This is a genomic window from Arthrobacter sp. MYb227 (genome assembly GCF_002975435.1).
GTDB lineage: Bacteria > Actinomycetota > Actinomycetes > Actinomycetales > Micrococcaceae > Paeniglutamicibacter.
Genome location: NZ_PCPT01000003.1, coordinates 434417 through 448499 on the forward strand (window position 1 = coordinate 434417; position 14083 = coordinate 448499).

The following is a 14083-nucleotide window of genomic DNA, read 5'->3' on the forward strand; positions in this document are numbered from 1 at the left end:
CCATTATGTCTATAAAAGTGCCTCTGACACCAATGCATTGCCCCCCGCGTGGCGCGTTTTTTGGCCTCTTCGCGTGTATAACCGCGGAAACACGCGGGATTAACATTTCAGACTTTCTACGATTCGTAGATAACCTAGAGGCGTGTCAACGATTCGAGCGCAACAAAAGTTCCCCACATGGCCAACAATTCTCTCTAGCCTGATCGCCGGCAGCGACCTAGGCAGAGACCAAGCGTACTGGGCCATGGGCGAGGTGATGACGGGTAATGCCACCGACTCCCAGGTAGCCGGTTTCCTCATCGCTCTGCGCTCCAAAGGCGAGACGGTTGACGAACTCACTGGCCTAGTTGAGGCCATGCTGGCCAATGCGAGACCGCTCACCATCGAAGGTGACCGATTAGACATTGTCGGAACAGGTGGCGACCGACACAATACGGTCAATATCTCCACCATGGCATCCCTGGTGTGCGCCGGAGCCGGTGCCAAGATCGTCAAACACGGAAACCGCGCAGCCTCATCGGCGGCAGGATCCGCTGACGTACTCGAGGCACTGGGTGTGCGTCTAGATATGCCCATTGATCGGCTTGAAGATGTTCTTGATGCGGCAAATATTACTTTTTGCTTCGCCCAGGTTTTCCATCCCTCGATGCGCAACGCCGCGGTGCCACGTCGCGAGCTTGGCGTTCCCACCGCATTCAACTTCATGGGACCGCTGACCAACCCCGCGCAACCGACCGCTTCGGCCATCGGCTGTGCCGACCTGCGCATGGCACCACTGATGGCAGGGGTGCTTGCGGCGCGTGGTGTGCGTGCATTGGTCTTCCGCGGTGAAGATGGCCTTGATGAATTCACCACCACCGCACTGAACCGCGTGTGGGAGGTACGTGATGGAATCGTCCACGAATCAGTCTTGGATGCCCAGGATCTGGACATGCCACGGGTAACACTTGAAGATTTGCGTGGGGGAGACGCGGCCTTTAACGCTCAGGTGGTTCGCGACATCCTGGATGGTAAAACCGGTCCAGTGCGTGATGCAGTGGTTTTGAATGCGGCGGCAGGTCTGGTTGCTCTTGAATCAACTGCCAACGGCTCACTGCTCGAGCGCATGCGGGTGGCCAAGGAACGTGCCGAGGTAGCCATCGACTCGGGAGCCGCCAGGCATGCGCTGAATGCATGGATTGAGGCTACTGCGTAGCCGCGACGCTCACTTTGCTGTGGCGCGCCATTCCCCAAGGCGGGTGACCGGCGCGCCACGGCTGTTTCTAGGCCCTCAAACCGCATTGGCGCACTCGTGCTCATTTATCTCGCCCAAGCCCCTCAGTGCGTCGCCAACCACTTCAAATCGACTCCCATCTGACATTTTTACTCATCTGGATGGCTGCAACGCTTGATCACTTCTTAGTTAACCAACGATGGGGTGATGTTTCGGTCGCCCTAGACCGAAACATCACCCCATCGTTATGAGTGTGCAAATTACTTACTTGTAGTCTTACTCCAAGCCGAGAGAAAACGCTGCATCAAGGTCATGGCTTGAATATGCCCTAAAGGCAATATGCGTCTGAGTGCCCGTGATTCCGGGGATCTTAGAGAGCTTATTGGCAATAACCTCTGCCAGGTCTTCGTGATGACGAACCCGCGCAATGGCAATAAGATCCCAATCTCCGGCCACCGAGTAGACCTCGGAAATGCCGTCAATGTCCGAGATTTTCTCGGCACATTCGGGGATGCTGTCGGATGCTGTTTGGATCATGACAAAAGCAGTGACCACGATTTACCTCCAGGTAATGAGAAGTGACTATCCGAGGACTTACGTTTGAGCCTAGTTTAGGAATTTACTGTGCGCACGGTGCGGCGCGCGAGAAATGTGGTGAGGACCCTGCGTCCGACAAGGAAAACGCCCAAAACTACTGTTGCCACGATGATGAACGGCACAGCAGCGGTTCCACCGAAAAGCACCCGGAAGCCCATACCAAGAGCAACCGTGCCCAGCCATACCAAGATGCCTGTAGGCCAGATTCGTGAATGGGTAACCCAAGGGCGTGAAACGAGTGTCATCATGGCTAACGCGATGAGGAACGGACCCGCCGTCTGCAAAATGCCCAGAAGTGTGAGCGCCTCAGCGTGAGACTGACGGCCGCTCAGGGCAAAAAGTAGAACAAGGACCACGTCGATCGCGAAATACGCGATCCAGATCTTACGAGGGGACATGGTTTCATTCTACCGTTCAAGCGCCGGTCATCCCTCCGCCGAGCCCGGCACGTCAGCATGCATCTCCACAAAAACAGTTGAAAAATATTTGTGCGTGCCTCAGCGAACAGGGTGTGGTGATGCTGCGGCCACCGAGCTTAGCTCATCGAGTCTCATAAGATACTTAGGTGGTTCGGGAAGCACCATGCTTGATTTTAGGTTCAGAGATCGGTCAACCTGGATCAGTTCACCGGCGTCCAAGAGTCGCCACCGTTGATCTGAATTCATGCGCTCCGTGGCAACAATGATTATTTCGCGTTCTGACAGCTCCGGGCGGTGGGCACGAATCCTGTCGCTATGCGCAATCAGGGGCATCAGGCTTAAGACTCGGGTCAGATTTTCGCTGGTGTAGATACAGTTCGTGAGTTTGCGGATATCTTAGCGCCCACAGATCAGTGGCCGTGGCCAACACAAAATTCAAGCTATACATAGGTATGTTTTTCGCCATCCACGTCATAGCGAGGGTAATGCCCGTAGAAACGTCCCCTTGGGCTACTCGAATTTCACCGGTTATCAACGCAATATTCGTTCGCTGTCAGTTTGGCCCAAGAGTAAATCAAATACTCCCAGTGTGCGAAGCCGTTCTTCGAGTTGAGGGAGGTCCCCAATGACACCGTTGTGGGCAAATAGTCGTCCGTCTTGGACAAACGGATGAGTGTTTTCCACCGAGTGCCCACCAGTGCTTGCATAGCGAACATGCGCCAAGAATGTAGTGCTCTCCAGGTGCTTCGCCTGATAAGAAAATTCTTGATCCTGCCACGCAGCAATTGGCTGTTTACTCACCCTGGCAGTGCCATCGCGATCAAAGGTCCCGATGCCGGTGCCATCGGGTTCGTCTCGGCTTTGGCCCGAGAGACTATTGGGTGCTTGCAACAACCAGAAGGAAGCTTTTGCCGGAGTCTGACCAGTATGCATTCCAAAGAGCCGACACACCGGATACCTCCACAGTGATCAATTCATGGGTTGTGAATCTACTTTGCTCTAACTGATCCCAAGGAACAAGATTCAGAGGGTAAGACTGCCCAGAGTGCGTGGACGCAACTAGTTTCATCCACCCTATATAGAGGGAACCAGCAAAACTAGTACCCTCTGAGGAAGTTGTATGTCGCGAGGTGGTGCTTCATCTGCCTAGCTGAATACTGATTCAGTTTGCTTGGAAAACAAAGGGCTCCGGCAGAGTGCAAAATCAGCCCCAGAAATAGAGCTCTGCATGAAGTTTGCACCCGGGGTTGAAAGCAGCCGCGCACTTTGGACAAGATGACACATTCAAATATTCGCCAATTTCCATGATGTAGCCACAGACTCCACACAACACGGCCTTTTCGTCCGCAGCCGTGTCCGGCCATTGAGTCGCTATATGGTCCGCGGTTTGCTCATGACACAGGTGGCACGGATAAAATTCGCCGCAACAGGCAAATTTAATGGCAATGACATCCAGCGATGTTTTGTAGTGGATGCAGCGGGTCTGCTCATCGATGATCGGGCCGTGAACGTGCGGGCGTTGTGCATTCATCGCACACCCCGAGCAGTGAGTGCGTCTCCAAGTTCGTCGGCGTGCTTCAACGCAACGATAAGAAACGGGATGATGAAGGTGCGCGGATTATTTCGGGCGCCTCGTGCTCGTTGAGCATCTCGCACCTCGGCTGCCCGACGTCCGAGCACCGGAATGGTGCTGATAGTCACGGTCAGTAGGAGTGCCACCCGTTGGGAATCAAGGCCAAGCCGTTCAAACGGACGCAAACCACGTTCAATTGCATCGAGCAATGCTGTGACTCGAGTGCTCAGAGCCAGCAATGCGGCAAGAACAATGGCTGCGATAACTCGCGTGGTATTGGCAACCGCAGGTTCGAACCCAATAAAAATCACCTGGCTCACCAGCGTGATTCCGATGATCCAGCGCAAGGCGTATAACTGACGTCCAAGCTCATGGAGAGGCATCATTCCCGGACCCAAGCCAGCCACCAGATACCCTAGAAAGGCAACGCAAGCGGCAACGGGAACCGAAGTCCAACGGGCCGGAAGCAATGATACTGCCAGCACCACGGCAAGGATCAGCAAAAGCTTGGGTCCTGCGGGCATCCGGTGCAGCCATCCGGTCCCGGGTTTATAGAGCGTTAGCATCGCAAGACCGCCTCATATCGTTCAATGACCTCCGCAGGTTTGCCGATGGCGGCCAGGCCACCGTCGGCAAAAAGTACAGCTTGGTCGCAGCGTGCCGCCAGCGTTAGGTCATGAGTAACTAATACGAGGCGATGATCGGTACCGTCAAGAAGATGGTTGGCTACTATGCGTGCATTGCGTGCATCCAGGTAGGCGGTTGGCTCATCGGCAATGACCAATTCCGGGTTGCGTATGAACGCGCCACAGAGTGCCAGTAGTTGCTTCTGCCCACCAGAGAGATCGTGGGAAGCTCGTTGCGCTAGATGAGTAAGTCCGAATCGCTCCATTGCCGTTTCCACCCGTGCCTGCAATTCGGCCGGGCGCAGTTTGTCGGAGCGAAGCGAAAAAGCAATATCTTCGGCAACGGTGGGCATAATGATTTGAGCATCTGGATTACTGAAAACCACGGCTATGCGACGACGCAACTCCGCTGCACGGCGTGCCGGATCGAGGCCCAACACACGAAGCTGGCCAGTTGTGCGGGGGAGCAGGCCACCGACGAGTCGTGCGAAAGTTGATTTTCCCGAACCATTTTCTCCAATGACGGCAATCGTGCGGGCATTTAGTTCAACGCAGACATCGCGTAAAACATCCGTATCGCCCAGCCTCACACCCACATTTTCTAGCCGGATTCCACTCTCAATCATCGAACTACCTCCACTACCGCTGCAATTCCCATGCCGCCACCAATGGAGGCGGCGGCTATTCCGTAACTACCCGCCGGTGCACCGTTGCGTACCAATCGGCTAAAAAGCCGCACCATGGCAATAGCACCGCTGGCACCCCAGGGGTGTCCAAGAGCCAGGGCCCCACCATCGGCGCACAGTCGAGGGTCATCCTCGGCCAGGCCAATGCGGTCAAGCACAGCCAGGCTTTGGGCTGCGAATGCCTCAACTATTTCTATCGCTGCCACCTGGGCAAGGTTTATTCCGGCAGATTCCAGTGCTTCTGTGATGGCGGCTGCGGCACCAATGCCAGGTAGCGCTGGATCACTCCCGGTAATTGCTGCGGCACGGATAGCTAGCCCCGGGCCGGTTCCGGCAGGTGCGAGCAAGAGGGCCGCGGCACCATCACCAATGCGGGTGGCAGTTCCCGCGGTTAGCGTCCCGCCGGGGAATAACGCAGGTAACCGGGGCAGCAGCCGTTGTGCAGTACCTATCGAGTCATCATGCTGCAGACCGTTGAGCGGAACCAACTCGGCATCGAAGGCTCCGGCCTCACGCGCGGCAAGGGCGCGAGCATGGCTACGTGCTGCATGCGCGTCCTGCCTGGTTCGCGAAATCCCATCATGCTGGGCTAGATCTTCGGCGGCCCGAGTCATTTCCGGGTCGCTAAACCCGGCCGGGGCAAACGGCGCACGTTGGTACACAACACCGTCAATCGAACGTTGCGGAGCCGTTGAGGCACTCTCCACTCCACCAGCAATACGCAAACGTGTGTCCCCGGCGCGGATCGCCGCAGCCGCATCGAGTATCGCTGCAAGCCCACTGCCACATTGCCGATCCACGGTTCCACCGGGCACCTCGTGTCCGAGTCCTGCGGCAAGGGCAGCAATGCGTCCGGGATTCCCGCCCGGCCCCATGCAATTGCCCAGCAGCACATCTGCCACCTTGATCGGTGTCGAGTTCGAGCTCTGGGCATCGCTCAGCACCGCGCGGATCACCGGTGCGGCAAGATCTTCGACGCGCAACCGTGCCAAGGCTCGGCCACGGGTGCCAATGGGAGTTCGGCGTGCGGCAATAATCACCGGACCTTTTCTAGCTTGCAAGTTTCTGCACCTCCCCGGCGAGGACTAGACGCAAGGCTTCGGCCCGAGCAGGTTTACCCGAGGCTGTGCGCGGAATGGTTCCGCTGAACCAACGTCGTGGACGGTGTGCAGGAGCCAGCTGGGCTCCGGCAAGTTCTCGCACTGCAGCAGTGGTGTCGTCCTCTAGTTCAAGCAGTGCGGAGACCATCGCGCCAATGGGACCGCTTGGCAGCCCGAAGACTAGCGCGTCGCGGACACCGGGAATCGCACGCAGGACAGCTTCAACTTCTTCCGGAACGATGGTTGCCGAAGCGCTCAGGATTGCTTCATCGGCTCGCCCCAGCAGGCGCAGTCGGCCATCAATTAATTCTGCTCTGTCTCCCACTGTGGCCCACTGCCCATCGCGACGCAAAGGGCCCGGTGAACCGGCATAACCGGTAGCAATATAGGGGGAGCGAACCCAGAGTTCGGAATCGCGCAGCTGGATGTCGACTCCGGGGAAGGTGCGTAGCCCGTCTCCTTCGTCAACAGCGACAAAGGAGAGTTCTGCGGCACCATAGTAGGCGCTGAGGCGTATCCCTGCTGCTTCGGCACGTTGGCGCAATTCCGGTTCCAGGTAGGAGCCGCCGATGAGTGCGGCTCGCAGGTTCGGGTGCACTCCGGCATCGAGGACCGCACGCAATGCTTGTGGGGTGCCATGCAGCGCGTCTGTCTCTGGGGTAACTCGTATTTGTGGTTGCGGGCCGCCGTTCAGTGCATGTGCCAGTGAAAAAAGTGTGAGTGAAGACGCAGGAGGGGCAGGTAGCGCTACGCTACCTTCGGCTCCAATCCCTAGATATTCCTTGACTGCATCGAAAGAGTCAGCCCACGAGGCTTCGCTACGCAACACAATCCGGGGATTTCCGCTGCTGCCCGAGGTCAGCGTTGCCCAGGCAGTTCTTTCCGGGAGCTTAGCCGCAGTGGCCGCGGCGATCACCGCGCTCCAATGTTTAGCTGTCCAACGTGCATCACCTACCAAGGGAACATTTCCCTGATCACGAATTTGCTTGAGTGTTTCGAGCAAATTCGTTTCGGCGCCCTTGACGGGGACGATCACCGTACGGATTCCAGATTCTGGGTGTTTCGCGAGGCCCAGACCCGGCGGAACGCACGAGGGTAGGCACGCACAAGGGTCATCACGATGATTGTTGCCGTGACGGCCTTGATGAGGTCTCCGGGGATAAATACGAGGCTAAGTATCGCTGTTTCGCCCAGTGGAAGGCCTGTAATCATACTCTGGACGGGCAGGCCCACCGCATAGATGGCGAGGATGCCGCCGAGCAGCATGCCAAGAATCGTTCGCCACAGCACGGGCTTGCGTCCGCCAAAATGCACGATCAATCCGATGACGAATGCTCCGAGAATCCAGCCAAAGAGGTATCCGGCCGAAGGTCCAAAGAAAACTCCCAGTCCGCCGCGGCCACCGGCCAGTAGGGGGAGCCCGATGGCTACCAAAGCAAGGAGTACAACCATTGACAGCGCTCCGAGCCAGGGTCCAATGATGGCACCGGCCAACATGACGCCAAGAGTTTGGACGGTGATTGGCACACCGCCGGCGACGCTGAACCCTCCCGGCATTCCGAGTACCGCCACGATTGCGGCAAAGATGGCGACTCGAGCCAGGCTCGTTGCATCAAGCCGTCGAATTGCGGAATTATGGGAACGGGCTTCGGAGATCGGCATGGGGATTATCCTTCGGGTTTCGGACCATAAAAGAAGCGTCTTGAACAGTGTTCAATTGAACTGGTGTTCACTATAGTGACGCTCGGGTCATTGCCACAACTCGCGGCATCAAAAGACGTCTCCAGCACTGTCTCCGAGTGGAGCTCGCGGCAATCAAAGAATCAAATTACTCCCGCTCACGTGCCTCTGTGAGTATTAGATTAGTTACGTGATTCCAACTCTGAAAACCGTAAATCACCATGTCAGCATTTCTTTTTCAGAATTTTCCATGCCTTCTAAGGACCCAAAAAGGTTCCATGGGCACTCCACCTCGATAGCGTACAGATTTGCAAACCCGCGCAGAAGAACCCTGCACTGTTCACTGTGATGCGTGTTAAGAAGTATTCACAGCCTCAATTTCACAAGCAATCTCATCCGCTAGAGCGCCTAGACCAAGCATTCACAGTGATGCCCCTAGGCCAAGCCTCAAGCGAAGGATGCAACGCAACGCCACGAATTCTGAAGTATTGCGAAAAAAGCGCCTGATCCGAGATCAATCCCTCGGTTCAGGCGCTTCGAAACGCATCAGTTCACTTGCTGGCCCGCTTCGCGTCGCTTGATTCGATTAACTCTCGCGTGTCAGAACTTTGCGGAACTCGAGTAATAAATAGCGAGATCACCAAGGTGATGGCCGCGAGGATCCCCGAAGCCAAGAATGCCGCACTCGCACCATCGGCCAACGCCGCAGGCGCGGAGGCACCCCCAGCCATGGACTGTGCACCGACACTGCTATAGATCGCGATCATGACCGCTGTACCGGCAGCACCGGCCAGCTGCTGCAGGGTATTGAGAATTGCGGATCCATGCCCATAAAGATTCTGCGGCAGTGAGCCCAGCGCCGTTGTCAAAACAGGCGTAAATAATCCGGCCAACCCTACGGAAAAGACAATATGCACGGCGACGACCATCCATACGCTGGAATTCTCATCGACAGTTGAGAGCCAGAAGAGACTACCCATGACGAGGCTCATGCCGGGGATGATCAGTGGTCGCGGACCGAACTTGTCGTAAATTCTTCCGGATACCGGAGAGAGCACCGCTTCAAGGATTCCTCCGGGCAATAAGGCCAAGCCCGTGACCAGCGCTGTGACCAAGAGAGAACCTTGCAGATACAAGGGCAACGTATTGAGCACCCCAAGCAGGGCCGCCATCAAGCCCATGAGGACGAGCAGCGAAAGCGTGAAATTTCGTACGGCTAGTGGGCGCAGGTCTAAGAGCGCTCGATCCTCGCGCCCACGCACCACTTGCCTCCACACGAAAAGCGCAAGTCCCACAACGCCCACGCCCAAGATGCCCAGCGTGATGAGTGCCGCCTTGCCCCCTTCGAATAGCGTTCCGATTGAGCTCAATCCATAAATCAGGGAGCCAAAGGCAAAGATCGAGAGAATCATCGAGAGAACATCAAATGGTGTTGGGCTATTTGTGCCAAAATTCGTGAGCCGCAGGGCACCAATGAGTGCGGCAATGGCCACCAGAGGAACCATGATCCAGAAGATTCCATGCCAGTTGGTGAAATTGAGTACTAGGCCGGCGACTGTCGGACCGAGCGCGGGACCAGCGGCCATCACCACGGAGATCAGCCCCATGACCATTCCTCGCTTCGCGGCTGGCACGAGTGTCATCGTCGTGGTCATCAGTAGAGGCATCACAATCGCGGTACCGATGGCTTGAGCCACACGAGCCATGAGCAACACGGCAAAGGTGGGTGCCAACGCTGCCGTCACGGTGCCAACAAGAAAAGTTAGCGTGGCAAAAATGAATACGGAGCGCGTGGAGAATCGTTCAAGCATCCAGCCCGTGGCCGGTAGCACTACCGCCATGGTCAGCAAGAATCCGGTAAGTAGCCATTGGCCGGTTGTCGCCGAGATTGAAAAATCATTCATGATCGCTGGCAAGGCGACACCAACAGTTGTTTCATTCAGCATCATGACGAACGCGGTGATAACCAGCACCGCCAAAATACTTTTAACCTGGCTCGGGATGGTGTCGTGGGTGGCTACTTCCGGGAAACTGGGCAGGGGCGTGCGCTCTGGAGAACGGTTAGACATGCGTGAAGGGGGATCCTTGACTTGGAATGGCCCCTAGACCGGGGGAGGCGTTGCGATGCAAAATGCACATGCTTGATCCAGCGTACCGAAGTTGGTGCTGCGCACTGCAATTTAACCGTTTACTGATCGGCTATCAAGATTCCAACAAGCCCCCGATCACCAAAAGCCAAGCGCGGCGACGGCCCCAAAACCTCGGCATCGACCCGCAACTACAACATGTCAAAGCCTTGAACCAGGTGCTTCCCACTTATATGGGCGCCAGATGGCATCACCCTGAAAAAGAAATTCTCGCACCCAGAGAGGCTACCGATTCGCAATTTGGCTTGTGAGGCGGGGAAAACTAGCCCTGCGATCCCAGCGTTGCGGCCAGCGCTCCCAATGCGCCGGGCACCAGGGAGTAGTAAGCCCACACTCCGCGCTTTTCTCGATTAAGCAGGCCCGCTTCCACCAAGATCTTTAGATGATGTGAAACCGTAGACTGACCCAATCCCAGCGGCTCGGGCAGGTCACAGACGCATGTCTCAGAATCCGCGTTGGAAGAAACTATGGAGATGATGCGCAGCCGATTTGGGTCGGCCAATGCCTTGAATCTGGCAGCTAGGTCAACAGCATTTTCGACGTTCAAGGCTGGCTCGCCTGATCCGGGTGCGCAGCAGGCGGTCGCCGCTTCGTCGACATCAGCCGGGCTGGCCATCGTCATTCTGGTGGGGTCGGACATGTCTATTGCCACTCTTTCTCGCACTCCACAATTGGAGATTGACAATCGTCGATATATGCAAGCATACTCGATACATCGATAGTCGTCGATATCTAATCTTTGGAGCTTCCACCCCCGTGAAACCTACTTCAGCGCCCGCCGACACGGCTCATCTCACCGCCAAGCTATCCACACTTGATCGCTATTTGGCAGTGTGGATCTTAGCGGCCATGGCCTTGGGGCTTGTGCTGGGGCGAATGATTCCGGGTCTTGGCGCGGCATTGGACTCAATTCAGGTCGCCGGCATTTCCCTACCAATCGCATTTGGCCTGCTGGTCATGATGTATCCGGTACTGGCCAAGGTCCGCTATAACGAGACCGGTCACGTACTGCGGGATAGGAAGCTCATGATCACCTCGCTGGTGATCAACTGGGTACTCGCTCCGGCCTTCATGTTCGTGCTGGCCTGGATATTTCTTGCTGACCTGCCCGAATACCGCACCGGCTTGATCATCGTGGGACTCGCCCGTTGTATTGCCATGGTCTTCATCTGGAACGATCTGGCTTGTGGTGACCGCGAAGCAACGGCGGTATTGGTTGCCATCAACTCGGTCTTCCAGGTCTTTGCCTTTGGCGCCCTAGGCTGGTTCTACTTGCAGGTACTGCCGGGCTGGCTCGGGCTTCCCACCACCAGTGCAGATTTCTCCATCTGGACCATCACTCTTTCAGTCTTAGTCTTCTTAGGTATCCCGCTGGTGGCCGGGTACCTCACTCGAACCATGGGCGAAAAGGCGAAGGGCCGCGAATGGTACGAGAACAAGTTCCTCCCCAAGATTGGTCCTTGGGCGCTGTACGGATTACTTTTCACTATCGTGCTGCTCTTCGCCTTGCAGGGTGACAACATCATCGCCAAGCCGTTGGATGTTGCACGCATCGCGTTACCTCTAGTGATCTACTTCTTGGTGACCTTCGGTGCCTCAATGCTCATCGGCCGCGCATTGGGCATGGGCTACGCCCGCACTACTTCGCTGGCATTCACCGCGGCAAGCAACAACTTTGAACTTGCCATCGCCGTGGCCATCGCCACCTTCGGTGTCACTAGCGGCCAAGCCCTGGCCGGTGTCGTGGGGCCGCTGATCGAGGTGCCACTGTTGGTGGCCCTCGTCTATGTGGCGCTCTGGAGCCGTAAATTCTTCCCCAACACTTCCGCAAAGCTCTCACTAAAGGACGCAGCATGAGCAGCACACCCAAACCCTCAGTTCTCTTTGTCTGCGTGCACAACGCCGGGCGCTCACAAATGGCAGCTGCGCTGCTGACCAATCTCTCGGCCGGTCAGATTGAGGTTCGCTCCGCCGGTTCCGCCCCGGCGGACTCGGTAAACCCCGCAGCGGTTGCCGCAATGAAAGAAGTGGGCATTGACATGTCCGCCGAAGTCCCCAAGATCCTCACGACCGAGGCCGTCAAAGAATCCGACGTGGTCATCACCATGGGATGCGGGGATACCTGCCCCATCTTCCCCGGCAAACGCTACGAAGACTGGAAGCTCGACGACCCAGCTGGCCAGGGACTCGAAGCCGTCCGTCCGATCCGCAATGAGATTCGCCTACGCGTAGAAGCCCTAATTTCCGAACTGCTGCCCGTCAGCAAATAACTCCCCCCCAAACGTCTTGGAGTAAAACACTATGAGCACGAATTATCCGGTAGTCATCATCGGCGCCGGACCCGTCGGCCTAGCCACAGGTGCCCATTTGGCCGAACGCAAGCAGGACTTTCGGATCCTTGAGGCAGGATCCAACGCCGGAGCCGCCATGAGCAGCTGGGGACACATCAAGTTGTTCTCTTCCTGGCAGTACAACATCGATGCCGCTGCCCGCCGCCTGCTCGAAACCACCACCGCAACCTACCCGGGAGACTGGGAAGCCCCGCGGGAAACCCGCTTGCCAACCGGGGCCGAGATGGTTTCCGAATACCTCGAACCATTGGCCAGCCACCCGGAGCTGGCCCCCAAGATCAGCTATGGTCACCGCGTCACCCAGATCTCGCGTATCCAGCCAAATGGTCTGGGCGCTGATAAGACTCGTTCGGCCGATCGCGCCGAAGCACTCTTCCTGGTCCGCACCGAAACCGCCACTGGCACCGAAGATATGCTGGCTCGCGCAGTCATCGATGCCTCCGGCACTTTCAGCACCCCCAACCCGGTGGGACGCTCAGGTATTGAAGCGATCGGTGAATCCAAGGCACGTGCAGCCGGTTTCATCACTTCCCCGCTGCCTGACCCGCTGGGCGTGGACACCGAAGCATTTGCCGGGAAAACGATTCTCGTGCTGGGCGCAGGACACTCCGCTGCCAACACCCTGATCAGTCTGGGACGATTGCGCCGACAGCACCCGGAGACACAGATCTTCTGGGGCCTGCGCGGAGTTGCTAACCCGGTGCGTCTCTACGGTGGCGGGGCTGCCGATGAATTACCTGCTCGTGGACAATTGGGCACCAGCCTGCGTCGCTTGGTAGAGAATAACGACATCACCTTGCTGGAAAACGTTGCCGTCACGTCCATGGATTCCCAGGATCGGTTGAACCTCAAGCTCGCTGATGGACGCAGCCTCGTGGTGGACTTCGTGGTCCCGGCTACAGGTTTCCGCCCCGGTTTAAGCATCCTCTCGGAGCTTCGTTTGGACATGGATCAGATCGTCGAAGCACCCAGCGCATTGGGCCCACTGATCGACCCAGAATTCCACTCGTGTGGCACGGTAAGTGCCCACGGCGAACGCGAACTCTCGCACCCGGAACCTGGTTTCTACATTGTTGGCATGAAGAGCTACGGGCGCGCCCCAACGTTCCTCATGGCCACCGGTTATGAGCAGGTTCGCTCCATCGCCGCAGCATTGGCCGGAGACCGTGCGGCAGCAGATCGAGTCGAACTTCAGTTGCCGGAAACCGGAGTTTGTTCTACCGACCTGGCCGGATCATGCGATGCTCCAGCTGGGGACGCTGTTTCAAGTTGTGGCATTCCAGAAGTAACCTCAACCACCGAAGATTCCTGCTGCGGTACCCAGGTAGCCTCAGTGCAGGAAAGCTCCTCTTGTTCAACACCGCAGCCCGCGGTCGCACAGGCTGCATCATGCGGAACTCCAGAGGCAGAAGCGTCATCCTGCGGCACCCCGGAGCCCCCGGCGAGCGCGGAGCCCCCGGCGAGCGCGGAAAGCTCTTGCTGTGGCACACCAGAACCAGTGATGATTGGTTTTGCGACCGGGACATTGCACGGTCATCAGGAATTGGTCAACGAGGATGTTAAGTAGCGAGGTCTAGTGTCCTAGCTTCTAGCGGAGCCAGCAGGTAGATAAGTCAAAGAAGTAACCGGTAAATGACGTTCATCGTGAATCGAGAGTGAACTGGCCATCCATCGCGCTAAGTAGCACTAGC

Annotated in this window: 17 protein-coding genes; 5 read left to right on the forward strand and 12 right to left on the reverse strand. The window is 57.0% G+C overall.

Features of this window, described 5'->3' with window-relative positions:
* Positions 1 to 142 precede the first annotated feature (142 nt).
* Positions 143 to 1195: an anthranilate phosphoribosyltransferase gene (gene trpD, locus CQ018_RS09525; RefSeq protein ID WP_105549744.1), complete on the forward strand. Its 1053-nt coding sequence runs from the start codon at positions 143 to 145 to the stop codon at positions 1193 to 1195.
* Between the two features lie 294 nt (positions 1196 to 1489).
* Here trpD and CQ018_RS09530 read toward each other — a convergent pair whose 3' ends face one another.
* From CQ018_RS09530 to CQ018_RS09575, 11 genes are all read right to left on the reverse strand, one after another.
* Positions 1490 to 1768, reverse strand: coding sequence for an Lrp/AsnC family transcriptional regulator (locus CQ018_RS09530; RefSeq protein WP_105549745.1), 279 nt, complete (start codon positions 1766 to 1768; stop codon positions 1490 to 1492).
* A gap of 56 nt (positions 1769 to 1824) precedes the next feature.
* A complete protein-coding gene (locus CQ018_RS09535; RefSeq protein WP_105549746.1) occupies positions 1825 to 2208 on the reverse strand; it encodes a DUF3054 domain-containing protein in 384 nt (127 codons plus the stop codon).
* Between the two features lie 99 nt (positions 2209 to 2307).
* The gene (locus tag CQ018_RS20475; protein WP_258142505.1) at positions 2308 to 2562 is read right to left on the reverse strand and encodes a hypothetical protein; all 255 of its coding nucleotides are present in this window, start codon (positions 2560 to 2562) and stop codon (positions 2308 to 2310) included.
* 198 nt (positions 2563 to 2760) lie between these two features.
* The gene (locus CQ018_RS20480) at positions 2761 to 3180 is read right to left on the reverse strand and encodes a class II glutamine amidotransferase (protein ID WP_258142506.1); all 420 of its coding nucleotides are present in this window, start codon (positions 3178 to 3180) and stop codon (positions 2761 to 2763) included.
* 253 nt (positions 3181 to 3433) lie between these two features.
* Complete coding sequence (locus tag CQ018_RS09545) at positions 3434 to 3760, reverse strand: CHY zinc finger protein (protein ID WP_105549747.1); 327 nt, start codon at positions 3758 to 3760, stop codon at positions 3434 to 3436.
* Positions 3757 to 4368: an energy-coupling factor transporter transmembrane protein EcfT gene (locus tag CQ018_RS09550; RefSeq protein WP_105549748.1), complete on the reverse strand. Its 612-nt coding sequence runs from the start codon at positions 4366 to 4368 to the stop codon at positions 3757 to 3759. Before CQ018_RS09550 ends, CQ018_RS09545 begins: the two co-directional genes overlap by 4 nt.
* Positions 4362 to 5054, reverse strand: coding sequence for an energy-coupling factor ABC transporter ATP-binding protein (locus CQ018_RS09555; protein ID WP_105549749.1), 693 nt, complete (start codon positions 5052 to 5054; stop codon positions 4362 to 4364). The genes CQ018_RS09550 and CQ018_RS09555 overlap by 7 nt, the downstream gene beginning before the upstream one ends.
* Complete coding sequence (locus CQ018_RS09560) at positions 5051 to 6175, reverse strand: thiolase family protein (RefSeq protein WP_105549750.1); 1125 nt, start codon at positions 6173 to 6175, stop codon at positions 5051 to 5053. The genes CQ018_RS09555 and CQ018_RS09560 overlap by 4 nt, the downstream gene beginning before the upstream one ends.
* Positions 6165 to 7250: a class I adenylate-forming enzyme family protein gene (locus CQ018_RS09565; RefSeq protein ID WP_105549751.1), complete on the reverse strand. Its 1086-nt coding sequence runs from the start codon at positions 7248 to 7250 to the stop codon at positions 6165 to 6167. The genes CQ018_RS09560 and CQ018_RS09565 overlap by 11 nt, the downstream gene beginning before the upstream one ends.
* Complete coding sequence (locus tag CQ018_RS09570; protein ID WP_105549752.1) at positions 7247 to 7876, reverse strand: biotin transporter BioY; 630 nt, start codon at positions 7874 to 7876, stop codon at positions 7247 to 7249. The genes CQ018_RS09565 and CQ018_RS09570 overlap by 4 nt, the downstream gene beginning before the upstream one ends.
* Before the next feature lie 569 nt (positions 7877 to 8445).
* Positions 8446 to 9963, reverse strand: a complete 1518-nt coding sequence (locus CQ018_RS09575; protein WP_105549753.1) for a DHA2 family efflux MFS transporter permease subunit — start codon at positions 9961 to 9963, stop codon at positions 8446 to 8448.
* A 68-nt stretch (positions 9964 to 10031) separates the two neighbouring features.
* Between CQ018_RS09575 and CQ018_RS20305 the strand changes: the two genes are divergently transcribed.
* Complete coding sequence (locus CQ018_RS20305) at positions 10032 to 10292, forward strand: hypothetical protein (protein ID WP_146111869.1); 261 nt, start codon at positions 10032 to 10034, stop codon at positions 10290 to 10292.
* An 11-nt stretch (positions 10293 to 10303) separates the two neighbouring features.
* Here CQ018_RS20305 and CQ018_RS09580 read toward each other — a convergent pair whose 3' ends face one another.
* Positions 10304 to 10663, reverse strand: coding sequence for an ArsR/SmtB family transcription factor (locus CQ018_RS09580; RefSeq protein WP_374954187.1), 360 nt, complete (start codon positions 10661 to 10663; stop codon positions 10304 to 10306).
* Between the two features lie 134 nt (positions 10664 to 10797).
* On the opposite strand from CQ018_RS09580, the gene arsB reads away from it, so the two are divergent.
* From arsB to CQ018_RS09595, 3 genes are read left to right on the forward strand one after another with little or no spacing between them, the layout of a single operon-like run.
* Positions 10798 to 11898, forward strand: a complete 1101-nt coding sequence (gene arsB / locus CQ018_RS09585) for an ACR3 family arsenite efflux transporter (protein WP_105549754.1) — start codon at positions 10798 to 10800, stop codon at positions 11896 to 11898.
* A complete protein-coding gene (locus CQ018_RS09590; protein WP_105549755.1) occupies positions 11895 to 12311 on the forward strand; it encodes an arsenate reductase ArsC in 417 nt (138 codons plus the stop codon). The genes arsB and CQ018_RS09590 overlap by 4 nt, the downstream gene beginning before the upstream one ends.
* Before the next feature lie 31 nt (positions 12312 to 12342).
* The gene (locus tag CQ018_RS09595) at positions 12343 to 13959 is read left to right on the forward strand and encodes an NAD(P)-binding domain-containing protein (protein ID WP_105549756.1); all 1617 of its coding nucleotides are present in this window, start codon (positions 12343 to 12345) and stop codon (positions 13957 to 13959) included.
* The last annotated feature ends 124 nt before the right edge of the window (positions 13960 to 14083 follow it).

Coding starts and splice junctions, on each gene's coding strand:
- CQ018_RS09535 (WP_105549746.1), bottom strand. CDS start 2,208: ATGTCCCCTCGTAAGATCTGGATCGCGTATTTCGCGATCGACGTGGTC.
- CQ018_RS20475 (WP_258142505.1), bottom strand. CDS start 2,562: ATGCCCCTGATTGCGCATAGCGACAGGATTCGTGCCCACCGCCCGGAG.
- CQ018_RS09545 (WP_105549747.1), bottom strand. CDS start 3,760: ATGAATGCACAACGCCCGCACGTTCACGGCCCGATCATCGATGAGCAG.
- CQ018_RS09550 (WP_105549748.1), bottom strand. CDS start 4,368: ATGCTAACGCTCTATAAACCCGGGACCGGATGGCTGCACCGGATGCCC.
- CQ018_RS09555 (WP_105549749.1), bottom strand. CDS start 5,054: ATGATTGAGAGTGGAATCCGGCTAGAAAATGTGGGTGTGAGGCTGGGC.
- CQ018_RS09570 (WP_105549752.1), bottom strand. CDS start 7,876: ATGCCGATCTCCGAAGCCCGTTCCCATAATTCCGCAATTCGACGGCTT.
- CQ018_RS09575 (WP_105549753.1), bottom strand. CDS start 9,963: ATGTCTAACCGTTCTCCAGAGCGCACGCCCCTGCCCAGTTTCCCGGAA.
- CQ018_RS20305 (WP_146111869.1), top strand. CDS start 10,032: ATGCTTGATCCAGCGTACCGAAGTTGGTGCTGCGCACTGCAATTTAAC.
- CQ018_RS09580 (WP_374954187.1), bottom strand. CDS start 10,663: ATGACGATGGCCAGCCCGGCTGATGTCGACGAAGCGGCGACCGCCTGC.
- CQ018_RS09590 (WP_105549755.1), top strand. CDS start 11,895: ATGAGCAGCACACCCAAACCCTCAGTTCTCTTTGTCTGCGTGCACAAC.
- CQ018_RS09595 (WP_105549756.1), top strand. CDS start 12,343: ATGAGCACGAATTATCCGGTAGTCATCATCGGCGCCGGACCCGTCGGC.